Source organism: Arthrobacter sp. MP_M4 (genome assembly GCF_035984855.1).
Lineage (GTDB): Bacteria > Actinomycetota > Actinomycetes > Actinomycetales > Micrococcaceae > Arthrobacter.
Window position 1 is genome coordinate 24989 of record NZ_JAXCHX010000016.1, and the last position, 12024, is coordinate 37012.

The window sequence follows — 12024 nt, forward strand, 5'->3', positions numbered from 1 at the left end:
ACTGAAGTCAGAACGGTCCACATTTTGAGAAAGAACGAGTACCAGCCATGACCCACGTTTCAACGGAGTCCGGAGTGACCACAGGCAGCGCGGCCTCGCACGCACCCGTCCCGGAAGGCTCGCCGGTTCCCGCGGCAGCAGCCCTCGCCGAGGAGACCATCGGGCTGGTGCGCCACTGGCTCACCGAGGCGGCCAAGGTGCCGGTCGACGCCTCCGCCGAGCAGCTCGCCGGTGTCCTGAAGGACCCCAACGGCCTGGACTTCACCGTCGGGTTCGTCGACGGAGTTGTCCGCCCCGAGGACCTTCAGGTCGCCGCCCGCAACCTCGCCGCCCTGGCCCCCAAGGTCCCGGCCTTCCTGCCCTGGTACATGCGCGGCGCCGTCCGTCTCGGCGGCACCATGGCTCCGGCCCTGCCCCAGGTGGTCATCCCGATCGCCCGCCGCGTGCTGCGCGAAATGGTCGGCCACCTCATCGTCGACGCTACCGACGCCAAACTGGGCCCCGCCATTGCCAAGATCCGCAAAGACGGGATCAAGCTCAACGTCAACCTCCTCGGTGAAGCGGTCCTTGGCGAGCATGAGGCCTCGCGCCGACTTGCAGGCACCCACAAACTCCTGGCCCGGCCCGACGTCGACTATGTCTCCATCAAGGTCTCCTCCACCGTGGCCCCGCATTCGGCCTGGGCCTTTGACGAGGCCGTCGAACACGTCGTGGAGAAACTCACCCCGCTCTTTACCCGGGCGGCCTCCTTTGCAGCCGGCGGACAAAACGCCAAGTTCATCAACCTGGACATGGAGGAATACAAGGACCTGGACATGACCATTGCGGTCTTCACCAGAATCCTGGACCGGCCGGAGTTCAAGGACCTCGAAGCGGGGATTGTGCTCCAGGCCTACCTCCCGGACTCCCTTGCCGCCATGATCCGCCTGCAGGACTGGGCCGCTGCCCGACGCGCCGGCGGCGGCGCCGCGATCAAGGTACGCGTCGTTAAGGGCGCCAATTTGCCGATGGAACAGGTCGAAGCCTCACTGCACGACTGGCCGCTCGCCACCTGGGGCTCCAAGCAGGAGTCCGACACCAACTACAAGCGCGTCATCAACTACGCGCTGCACCCCGACCGGATCCGCAACATCCGGATCGGCGTCGCGGGCCACAACCTCTTCGACATCGCCTTCGCCTGGCTGTTGGCCAAGCAGCGCGGCGTGCAGTCCGGCATCGAGTTTGAGATGCTGCTCGGCATGGCCCAGGGCCAGGCTGAAGCCGTTAAAAAGGACGTCGGCTCGCTCCTGCTGTACACCCCGGTGGTCCACCCGGCCGAGTTCGACGTCGCCATTGCCTACCTCATCCGCCGGCTGGAGGAAGGCGCCAGCCAGGACAACTTCATGTCTGCCGTCTTCGAACTCAGCGAGAACGAAACGCTGTTCGAGCGCGAGAAGCAGCGTTTCCTCGCCTCCCTCGCCCAGCTCGACGACGGGGTGCCGCCGCCCAACCGCCGGCAGAACCGCAGCCTCCCGGCCGAGCCGATGCCCCACGCGTCCTTCGAAAACACCGCAGATACCGATCCCTCGCTGCCGGCCAACCGCGACTGGGGCCGTGCGATCCTGCAACGGGTGCCGTTCTCCACCCTGGGCAACGCCGCCGTGGACGCCGCCACCATCCACGATGAACAGACCCTCAACGCCGTAATTGAGACCGCCGTGGAACGGGGCAGGGCCTGGGGCGCCCTCAGCGGGAACGAGCGGGCCGAGATCCTGCACCGCGCCGGCGAGGTCCTCGAGGCACGCCGCGCCGACCTCCTGGAAGTCATGGCCAGCGAAACCGGCAAAACCATCGACCAGGGCGACCCGGAAGTCAGCGAGGCTGTCGACTTCGCGCACTACTACGCCGAATCGGCCCGTAAGCTCGTCGACGTCGACGGCGCCACGTTCGTTCCGGCCAAGCTCACCGTCGTCACCCCGCCGTGGAACTTCCCGGTCGCGATCCCGGCCGGCTCCACCCTCGCCGCCCTCGCCGCCGGCTCCGCCGTAGTGATCAAGCCCGCCAAGCAGGCCCGCCGCAGCGGTGCCGTCATGATCGAGGCGCTCTGGGAAGCCGGTGTTCCGCGTGACGTCCTGACGATGGTGCAGCTGGGCGAGCGTGAGCTTGGTCGTCAGCTGATTTCCCACCCCGCCGTGGACCGGGTCATCCTCACCGGTGGCTACGAGACGGCCGAGCTGTTCCGTTCCTTCCGCAAGGACCTGCCGCTGCTGGCTGAGACCAGCGGCAAAAACGCCATTATCGTGACCCCCAGCGCTGACCTGGACCTCGCGGCAAAGGACGTAGCGTACTCCGCCTTCGGCCACGCCGGGCAGAAGTGCTCCGCCGCCTCCCTGGTGATCCTCGTGGGGTCCGTGGCCACATCGCGGCGCTTCCACAACCAGCTGATCGACGCCGTTACCTCCCTCAAGGTCGGCTACCCGGAGGACCCGGCCAGCCAGATGGGGCCGATCATCGAACCCGCCAGCGGCAAGCTTTTGAACGCCCTCACCACCCTGGGCGAAAGCGAACACTGGGCCGTCGAGCCCCGGAAACTGGACGCAACGGGCAAGCTCTGGAGCCCGGGCGTCCGCTACGGCGTCCGCCGCAGCTCCTACTTCCACCTCACGGAATTCTTCGGCCCCGTCCTCGGCGTCATGACAGCCGAGACCCTGGAAGATGCCATCGCCATCCAGAACCAGATCGAATACGGCCTCACCTCCGGCCTGCATTCGCTGAATCCGGACGAAGTGGGGCTCTGGCTCGACACCGTCGAGGCCGGCAACCTCTACGTCAACCGCGGCATCACCGGCGCCATCGTGCGGCGCCAGCCCTTTGGCGGCTGGAAGAAATCCGCCGTCGGCGCCGGCACCAAAGCCGGCGGCCCCAACTACCTCGTGGGGCTCGGTGACTGGGTGGGCAAGCCCGCCGCCGCGGCCGGGAGCAGCCCGGCTGAGTCCGCGCACCCCGGCATTGGCCGGCTCGTGCAGGCAGCGCGCGGCGTCCTGGCCGCCGGCGAACTTGAGTCACTGCAACGTGCGCTGGCCTCCGACGCCCTCGCCTGGGCCGACGAATTCGGCACCGCCAAAGACGTCTCCGGCCTCAGCGCCGAACGGAACATCTTCCGCTACCGCCCGCTGCCGGTCTCGGTGCGGCTCTCGGACGGTGAACCGCTCGCCCACCTGGTCCGGACCGTCGCTGCCGGCATCCTCGCTGGGTCCGTGCTGACCGTCTCCACCGCCGTCGAACTTCCCGCCCAACTGCGCACTGTCCTGTCCGGCCTCGGCGTCGACGTGACCGTCCAGCACGACGGCGATTGGCTGGCCGCTGCGGGCAGCCTCACTGTCCCGCGGGTCCGGCTTATCGGCGGCAGTGCCAGGGAACTGGCCGAGGCGACCGGCGGACGCCCGGACCTGGCAATTTACTTCCACCCGGTCACCGAAGCGGGCCGGCTCGAGCTGCTCACGTTCCTGCACGAGCAGGCAATCAGCATCACGGCGCACCGCTTCGGAACGCCGAACCACATCTCGGACGGGCTGATCTAGGGGTCCGCTCGCCGGCAGAAACAACGCAGACACAACGAACCGGACGGCCACCCTCCAATAGTGGCCGTCCGGCTCGTTGTGCGTTGGTGGGCGCTGCGCCCGGCGGCTCAGCCGAAGTACCAGCCGGGGGGAACCCAGGTAGCCGGCACGGCGTGGGCAGAGAAGTCGTCGCACCCGGAGCAGAAGTACGTGACTTCGCCCAGCTTGTTGACGGATCCATCCCGGTGGTGCGTGGCCGGCACAAAGGTTTCAAGGTAGACATACTCGTCGGTTCCGCAGCGCTCGCAGTACGGACTGCCGACATATTCGGCCTCAACGAGCGTGGTCAGATGTGGATCCATGCGTCCGCGGCCGGGATGGCGGGCGGCGGCGCCGCGGTGAACTGCCTGGGAGAGCGGGCCGACGGACCTTAAGTCGCGGGCTCCGACGGGGAGGTGTGGGCGGTTAGTGGCTGGCGTCATTGTCGGCCTATCCCGAACGCCCCCCGGGACCGCCCTGCGGCAGACGTAGGGACAGCGTTCGTTTTTCGAATCGTTGTTCCAGGCCTCTGCTTGACCTTCAACACGCCTATGATATGCCAGTAATCCCAGTGGATCAATGGGGCGCGTAAGTACGTTATCCGCGTAGGTACACTGCAGGTGCGTAGGGCCGCTTAAGTAGCGCGTTTCAGGGTCCTGCCGGCGATGGTCTGGGTCAGGGCCTCGATCACTTCGGCGTTGGCCAGCGGGTTGCGGATCAGCGTGAAATCGACGTCGCCCACCGGGGGAAGGTCGAATCGCCGGGTGATGGTTTTCAGATCATCCGGCACCAGGGAGGACGGCATGACCGCCACCCCGATTCCAGCCCGGACGGCGGCCAGCACTCCGGAGATCTGCCGCGTGGTGCAGGTGATCCGCCAGGTCCGGCCCGTCGACTCCAGCGCGTCGATGGCAAGCTTCCGGCTCAGGCTCGGCGCGGGATAGGCAATCAGAGGCACCGGCTCGGCCGGGTCGAGCGAGGTCTGCTCCAGGCCCACCCAGGCGAACGAGTCCTGTTGTACCACCGTGCCGCCCTTGGCTCCGGCGACCCACTTGACGAAGATAAGGTCCAGCTGGCCTGCGTTGAGACGTTTGTAGAGCTGCTCGCTTTGCCCCACGGTCAGCTCCAGGTTGATTTCGGGGTAGACCTGCCGGAATTCACGCAGGATTCTCGGCAGCCCGGTGATCGCGAGATCATCTGCGGTGCCAAAACGCAGCCGGCCGCGCATGGCGGATCCGGAGAAGTAGCGCGAGGCGGCGTCATGGGCGGCGAGAATAGTGCGGGCGAAACCGGCCATGGCGTCACCGTTGTCCGTCAGACGCACATCGCGGGTGTCCCGGGCCACAAGGACCCGTCTTGCCGCCGTTTCGAGCTTGCGCACATGCTGGCTGACCGTCGGCTGCGCCAGCCCCAACCGGTCTGCCGCCTTGGTGAAACTCAATGTTTCGGCCACGGCGAGGAAGGACCGCAACTGGGCGGGTTCGAACATGCGGCCTCCTCGGGCGACGGCGCCCCCGTATTGCGTTCCGTAATGCGAGTTATGCAGAGAATAAGCTTCCACAATCTGTTGCGGCCAGCTTAGCGTTAACCCATCGCACCCACCCGCTCGTTTGAGGACTTTCCGTGGCACCCCCACCGCCGTTAGAGGCCAACATCGCAGCCGCACTGCCGGACACCAGCACCGAGCCCCTCGCCGTCGTCACCCAGCGGCTGCCGTGGCGGCATACCTTCATCTCACTGAAAGTCCGCAACTTCCGCATCTTTGCGATCGGCCACTTCATCGCTGTGATCGCCCTCTGGATGCAGCGGATCGCCCAGGACTGGCTGGTGCTCGAGCTCTCCGGTTCCGTCACCGCCGTCGGATTCACTGTCGCGCTGCAGTTCCTGCCGTCGCTGTTCCTGGGCCCGTGGGCGGGCATGATGGCGGACCGCTTCGCAAAGCGGAAGATCCTGATACTCTGCCAGTCCGCGGCCGCCGTGCTGGCGGCCATCCTCGCGCTGCTGGCGCTAAGCCAAAGGATCGAGGTCTGGCACGTCTACGCGATTGCCCTGGCCCTGGGCCTGGTCACCGTGCTGGACCAGCCGGCGCGGCAGGTCTTCGTCAACGAACTCGTAGGCCCGGCGTACCTCCGGAACGCCATCAGCGTCAATTCCACGACGTTCCAGCTCGGCGGCCTGATTGGTCCGGCGCTCGCCGGGCTGCTGCTCACCGCGGTGGGGGCAGGCTGGGCATTCGCCGCCAACGCGGTGGCCTGCTGCTCCACGGTCGCGATGCTGCTGACGCTGCGCAAGGACCAGTTGCACGTCAGTGCCCCCGCCTCCAAGCGCAAGGGCATGCTGCGGGAAGGCCTGGATTACGCGCTGAGCAAACCCACGATTTACTGGCCGTGGCTGATGGCCGGCTTTATCGCGGTGTTCGCGATGAGCCTGCCGGTGCTGCTGGCCGCTTTCGCGGATCACGTGTACGACGTCGGCGCCGCGGGCTATGGGCTGCTCAACGCGCTGGTGGCCCTCGGCGCCCTGGCCGGCGCCGTCACGTCCGCCCGCCGGCGGCATCTGCGGTTGCGTTCGGTGGTGCTGGGAGCAGGAATGTACGGGCTTATGCTCTGCCTGGCCGGGGCGGCGCCCTCCATGGCGTGGTTCGGGGCGGCGCTGGTGCTGGCAGGATTCTGGTGCCTGATGTTTCTGACCGCGGCCAACCAGCTGGTCCAGATCAGTTCCAACCTGGCCATCCGCGGCCGCGTTATGAGTCTCTACATCATGGTGCTCATCGGCGGGCAGGCAATTGGCGGGCCGATGATCGGCTGGCTGGCCGAGCACGTGAATCCGTCCACGGCCATCCTGGTGTCCGGCGGGGTCCCGGCGCTGGCCGCTGCGACCGTCGCCGTCGTGCTGGCCCGCCGTGGCCAGCTGAAACTGAAAGTGGATCTCAAGGACCGCCGACGAATCGTGAAGATTGTCCGCCGGGAAGCCGGCCGCTAGCCTGCCAACGGCGTGTGCGGGTGCTCCATCCCGCGCTGCTGGAATTGCAGCACGTCCGGATTGAGGACGACGCCGTCGCGGATTTCGATGGCGCGGCGGATGGTCTCGTTGCCGGCCCAGGCCTCGGGTCCGGCAACCACGGTCTCCAGGAACGGCAGCAGGGCCTCGCTGATTTCCCAGCTGGCGGAGTTCCACAGATAGGACGGGCTGTGGTCCACCGCGTAGTAGTTGATGTGGTCGCCGACTGTGAACATGGGGTCGGTGAAAGTGGTGGTCTTCGCCCAGCTAAAGCCCATTCCCTCGTCGCAGGACACGTCCACGATCAGGCTGCCGGGACTGAACGCGCCAAGGTCCTCCGTGCGCAGATAGGTCAGCGGCGCGTTCGGGTCCTGCAAGGTGCAGTTGACCACGATGTCGCTCTCGGCCAGGAACGGCGCAAGCGGCACCCGGCCGCGCCCGGTGATGACCTCGCTGAGGAAGGGCGCCTCGTTGTCGTGGTCCAGCTGGGCGATCCGGACGGAATGGATCGGGGAGCCCACCGCGGCCACCCCGCGGTTGGTCAGCACCTGGACGTCGTGGACGCCATGGGCGTTCAAGGCCGTCACGGCACCACGGGCCGTAGCACCGAAGCCGATGACGACGGCGCTGAGGCGGCGGCCGTAGTCCCCGGTGGAACCTGTCAGCGACAGGGCGTGCAGCACCGAACAGTAACCGGCGAGTTCGTTGTTCTTGTGGAACACGTGCAGGCCGAAGCCGCCGTCGCTCGCCCAGTGGTTCATCGCCTCAAACGCGATCAGGGTGAGCTTCTTGTCGATCGCCAGCTGTGTGATGGCATGGTCCTGGACGCAATGCGGCCAGCCCCAGAGGATCTGCCCGTCCCGCAATTCGGCGAGGTCTTCGGGTTGCGGCTTGGGCAGCAGGACGACGTCGGCCTCCGCCAGCAGTTGGGCTCGGGGGAGGATGCGTCCCACCAGCGGCGCAAGATGGGCGTCCGAAACGCCGAAGCGTTCGCCATAGCCCTCCTCAACGATCAGCTGCTGGCGGAGTGCCGGGGCGATCCGGTCCAGGTGGCGGGGGTGGATCGGAAGGCGCCGCTCGTTGGGCTTCCGCGTGGTGCCCAGGACCCCAAGGGTGAGAAGGCTCGAGGGGCCGTTCACTTTTTCCTGGGACTCCGTTTGACGGGGGGATGTGTCAGCCATGATCGCTCCTGTACCGGAACCGGAAAGTTCCTGACTTTGAACGATACAGGTTGCGGCCTAACAGCCGGCAGGTGTCCCGGAAACGGGCTTTGCGCAGGTTTCTGCGGGGGATTGGAGCGGCTGACGGGAATCGAACCCGCGTATCAAGCTTGGGAAGCTAGCGCTCTACCATTGAGCTACAGCCGCAAGGGGGTGGCCTGGAACCGCTGGCCGGACCCCGGCGAACAACGAGATTTACCTTACCCCAGCCGTGGACGTTCTGCCGAACAACGCTCCGGACGGCCTGGCTGCCCTGTGGCTCTTCACTCAGCGCCCAGGGCGCTGCTGTGAAGGCCGGCAGGGCTGTAACACTGGTCCTGAGCCTGCCGGGGGACGGTGAGTACGGTAATTTGAGACTGTGCTGATCTCTGACCGCGACATTCGTCTCGAAATCAATTCCCAACGGATCGTTCTGGAACCTTTCGACCCTGCCATGGTGCAGCCCTCATCGGTTGACGTGCGGATCGACAAATTCTTCCGGCTCTTCGATAACCACAAGTACGCCCACATCGACCCGTCCGAGGAACAACCCGAGCTGACCCGGCTGGTGGAGGTCGATTCCGGCGAGCCGTTCATCCTCCACCCGGGAGAGTTCGTGCTGGGTTCGACCTACGAAACCGTGACACTCCCGGACGACATCGCGGCCCGGCTGGAGGGCAAGTCCTCGCTGGGCCGGCTGGGCTTGCTCACGCACTCAACGGCGGGATTCATCGATCCTGGCTTCTCCGGCCATGTGACACTGGAGTTGTCCAACATGGCAACACTGCCGATCAAGCTGTGGCCGGGGATGAAGATCGGCCAGTTGTGCTTCTTCCGGCTCACCTCGGCCGCCGAGCACCCGTACGGCTCGGGCGAGTACGGTAACCGCTACCAGGGCCAGCGCGGCCCGACCGCGAGCCGCAGCCACTTGAACTTCCACCGCACGGAGATCTAGACCGTTTTCGCCCGGGAGGACGGCCGCCCCGGCGCCTGCGGGGACGCCGGGCTAGATTCCGTCTGCCGTCCGTACCCGGGGCGGTTTCGCCGGCCGGCGAAGCATCGCCACGACCGGTTCCACGAACCTGGCGGCGAGCGGACCGGTCACGGCCATGATCAGCACGTAGGCGGTGGCCAGGGCCGCGAGCTCCTTGGGCACCACGCCGGAGGCGACGGCGAGGCCGGCAATGACGATCGAGAATTCTCCGCGCGCTATCAGCGCGGCGCCGGCGCGGAACCGCCCCGGCAGGCCGATCCCGGCGCGCTTGGCCGCCCAGATCCCCGTGACCATCTTCGTGGCCGCTGTGACGACGGCCAGTAGCAGCGCCCAGCCGAGCACCGGCGGGATGGTGGTGGGGTCGGTGTTAAGGCCAAAGACCACAAAGAAGATGGCCGCGAAGAGGTCCCGCAACGGCTCCAGCATGCGGGTTGCGCTGTGCGCAGTGGCACCGGAGATGGCGATACCGAGCATGAAGGCGCCCACGGCCGCTGAAACCTGCATGGCCGCCGCCAGCCCGGCTACGAGCAGGGCGGCGCCGAGCAGATTGAGCAGGAACACCTCGGAGTTTTCGCTGTGCACGGCCTTGGACACATGGTGCCCGTGCCGCAATGCCACGAGCAACACGACGGTGACGACGGCGAGCGAAATCCCCACGGTCTGCAGCCCGGCGACGAAACTGACGCCGGCCAGGGTGGCCGTCAGGATCGGCAGGTAAATAGCCATGGCCAGATCCTCAAACACGAGGATCGAGAGCACCACCGGGGTTTCGCGGTTACCGATCCGCCCCAGGTCGGTGATCACCTTGGCCGCGATTCCGGACGAGGAGATGTACGTGACACCGCCCATCACCATCGCCCCGACAACGCCCCAGCCCAGCAGGGCCGCGAGCAGGGCCCCGGGCAGGAAGTTCAGCACGAGGTCCAGGACGCCGGCCTGCCAGGAGCGCCGCAACCCCGTCACCAGCTCGGCCGCCGTGTATTCCAATCCCAGCATCAGGAGGAGGAGAATGACGCCGATTTCGCTGGAAAGATGCGCAAACTCGTGCATGCCTTCGAGTTTGACCAGGCCGCCCGCACCGAAGAACAATCCGCCGATGAGGTACAGCGGAATGGGGGACATGCCGATCCGCCCGGCCAGCCTGGCCAGCAGACCGAGGCAGAACACGACGGCCCCGAGTTCGATCAGGGTCAGTGCGAGCGGATCCATGCCGTCAGCCGTTGCGCAGGATGCCGGCCGCCGTGTCCAGGCCTTCTTGCGTACCCACTGCTACGAGGAGATCCCCGGGGTGCAGGACGACGTCCGGTCCCGGCGACGGGAGCACCTCCCCTTCGCGCATGATGGCGACGATGGAGGCGCCGCTGCGGGTCCTGATGGCCGCTTTGCCCATCGGCTGGTCGGAGAACGGGGAGCCTGCGGCGATGGAGAACTGGCGGGTGACGATGCCGGGAACTTCGCGGTGGGCCTCGGAGAGTTGCATGGCCAGCCGCTGGCCGCCGAGCAGGTTTCCCAGGGCGGCGGCTTCGTCGGCCGTCAGCGGAATGGACGCCTGGCAGGTGTCCGGATCGTCCCAGGTCGAAACGATCAATTCGGTTTGACCCTCGCGGTACTCCACGACGCCGATCCGGCGCCCGGAGGCGGTCATGAAGTCCTTGCGCCGGCCCAGTCCCGGGAGGTCTGTCTCATCCACGTTCATTCCTCCAGCCTAGTGCGCTGCCGGGGAATCCGGGCAGCGTCAGGCTGCAGGTACGACGGCGATGCCGGCCTTCCCCGGTGCTTTGACCGGGAGCAGCAACAGCAGCCCCGCCAGGAGCACCACCATGATGCCGAGGATGCCCCAACGCTGGGCGCCGCCCGGTTCCACGAGCGGGGCGGCCACCGCGATGCACAGCGTGAAAAGTGCCGGGGCGAGGAAGCTGACGGCACGGCCCGTGGTGGCGTAGAGGCCGAACAGTTCGCCGGACTCCCCGTGCGGGGCGAGCCGGGCCAGGTAGGCCCGCGAGGATGATTGCGCCGGCCCCACAAACAGGCACAGGAACAGGCCGAATACCCAGAATGTCGTGGTGCCGGCCCAGTGCATGCCGAAGAGGGAATAGTTCCCGTTGCCGAGGACCAGGATCATCGTGCCCGCGGCCAGCAGGCCCACCAGCGACCCGGCAATGACCCCTTTGGGCCCGACCCGGTCATCGAGGAAGCCGCCGGCAATGGCGCCCGCCGCGGCCACCACATTTCCAAAGATGGCGAAGAAGATGACCTCCTTGAGCTCGAAACCAAACGTGCCGGCGGCGATGATGCCGCCGAACGTGAACACCGCAGCCAGCCCGTCGCGGAACACGGCACTGGCGAGCAGGAAGTAGATGGTGTGCGGGCTGGTCCGGTAAATCGCCGCGATCCGCCGCGCCAGCAGGCCATAGGACGCGAAGAACCCCAGGCCGGCCCCCTGCCGTGTGCGGGGAAGTTCCGGGACGGAGAAGAGCACGGGCAGCGCGAACACGAAGAACCAGAGCGCCGAAAACACCGCGACCAGACGGATGTTCAGGCTGTCCTCCGTGGAGCCGCCAAACCACTCGAAGCTCGGCTGGACAAAGAGTTGAAGCACGATCAGCAGCGCCACGATGCCGCCGAGGTATCCCATGCCCCAGCCGAACCCGCTGACCTTGCCGATATTCTGCGGAGTGGAGATCTGGGCGAGCATGGCGTTGTAGTTCACCCCGGCAAATTCGAAGAAGACGTTGCCCAGCGCGATCAGCGTGACGCCGAGCAACAGGAACTCCGGGCGCGGGAAGACGAAAAAGCACAGGGCGGTCAGGAGGGCGACGGCGGCAGTGTTCACTCCCAGCCAGAGCTTCCGGCGCCCCCCGGTGTCCGAACGCTGCCCTGTGACAGGTGCCAGCAGCGCGATGGCGGCGCCGGCGATGGCCAGCGCCCCGCCCAGAACGGCAGACGCCTGGTCCTCGCCGCCGAAGGCTTTGGAGGTCAGGTAGACCGTGAACACAAATGTGGTCATGACGGCGTTGAACGCGGCCGAGCCCCAGTCCCAGGCGGCCCACGCAAGAATGCGGCCTTTCTGTGAGGCCTGGGGGCCGGATTCCAGTTCCGACGCGGGACGCATGGCCTCAGGGGCGGCAGCGGAGTTCATAGCGGAAATGTTAGCCCCCGTTCACTGGGAACCGGCCGCACCGGGGAAAAGAATTTGTCGACGCTTGGTAAACTGTTCGCACTGAACCTAACGAATGCGCCGCCTGCTCCAACT

The 12024-nt window shown here is 66.6% G+C and carries 9 protein-coding genes and 1 tRNA gene; 3 read left to right on the forward strand and 7 right to left on the reverse strand.

Annotated elements, in window-relative coordinates:
* The first annotated feature begins 47 nt into the window (after nucleotides 1–47).
* Nucleotides 48–3560, forward strand: a complete 3513-nt coding sequence (locus RCH15_RS12460) for a proline dehydrogenase family protein (protein ID WP_326960982.1) — start codon at nucleotides 48–50, stop codon at nucleotides 3558–3560.
* A gap of 107 nt (nucleotides 3561–3667) precedes the next feature.
* On the opposite strand, the gene RCH15_RS12465 is transcribed toward RCH15_RS12460, so the two are convergent.
* Complete coding sequence (locus RCH15_RS12465) at nucleotides 3668–3901, reverse strand: hypothetical protein (protein WP_326960983.1); 234 nt, start codon at nucleotides 3899–3901, stop codon at nucleotides 3668–3670.
* 311 nt (nucleotides 3902–4212) lie between these two features.
* The gene (locus tag RCH15_RS12470) at nucleotides 4213–5067 is read right to left on the reverse strand and encodes a LysR substrate-binding domain-containing protein (protein ID WP_326960984.1); all 855 of its coding nucleotides are present in this window, start codon (nucleotides 5065–5067) and stop codon (nucleotides 4213–4215) included.
* Nucleotides 5068–5201: 134 nt separating this feature from the next.
* Between RCH15_RS12470 and RCH15_RS12475 the strand changes: the two genes are divergently transcribed.
* Nucleotides 5202–6560, forward strand: coding sequence for an MFS transporter (locus RCH15_RS12475; RefSeq protein ID WP_326960985.1), 1359 nt, complete (start codon nucleotides 5202–5204; stop codon nucleotides 6558–6560).
* Here the strand turns inward: RCH15_RS12475 and RCH15_RS12480 are convergent.
* Together RCH15_RS12480 and RCH15_RS12485 are read right to left on the reverse strand one after the other, a co-directional pair.
* Complete coding sequence (locus RCH15_RS12480; RefSeq protein ID WP_409017421.1) at nucleotides 6557–7759, reverse strand: N(5)-(carboxyethyl)ornithine synthase; 1203 nt, start codon at nucleotides 7757–7759, stop codon at nucleotides 6557–6559. The two genes, RCH15_RS12475 and RCH15_RS12480, sit on opposite strands and share 4 nt — an antisense overlap.
* Nucleotides 7760–7871: 112 nt before the next feature.
* Nucleotides 7872–7945: transfer RNA gene (locus tag RCH15_RS12485), tRNA-Gly, on the reverse strand.
* 211 nt (nucleotides 7946–8156) lie between these two features.
* On the opposite strand from RCH15_RS12485, the gene dcd reads away from it, so the two are divergent.
* Entirely contained in the window at nucleotides 8157–8732 is a 576-nt protein-coding gene (gene dcd / locus RCH15_RS12490) for a dCTP deaminase (protein ID WP_326960986.1), read from the forward strand.
* 51 nt (nucleotides 8733–8783) lie between these two features.
* On the opposite strand, the gene RCH15_RS12495 is transcribed toward dcd, so the two are convergent.
* Genes RCH15_RS12495 through RCH15_RS12505 form a run of 3 tightly spaced genes read right to left on the reverse strand, consistent with a single transcriptional unit; the run spans nucleotide 8784 to nucleotide 11910 of the window.
* The gene (locus RCH15_RS12495) at nucleotides 8784–9980 is read right to left on the reverse strand and encodes a cation:proton antiporter (protein WP_326960987.1); all 1197 of its coding nucleotides are present in this window, start codon (nucleotides 9978–9980) and stop codon (nucleotides 8784–8786) included.
* Between the two features lie 4 nt (nucleotides 9981–9984).
* Entirely contained in the window at nucleotides 9985–10467 is a 483-nt protein-coding gene (locus RCH15_RS12500; protein WP_326960988.1) for a cation:proton antiporter regulatory subunit, read from the reverse strand.
* A gap of 39 nt (nucleotides 10468–10506) precedes the next feature.
* The gene (locus RCH15_RS12505) at nucleotides 10507–11910 is read right to left on the reverse strand and encodes an MFS transporter (RefSeq protein ID WP_326960989.1); all 1404 of its coding nucleotides are present in this window, start codon (nucleotides 11908–11910) and stop codon (nucleotides 10507–10509) included.
* Between the last annotated feature and the right edge of the window lie 114 nt (nucleotides 11911–12024).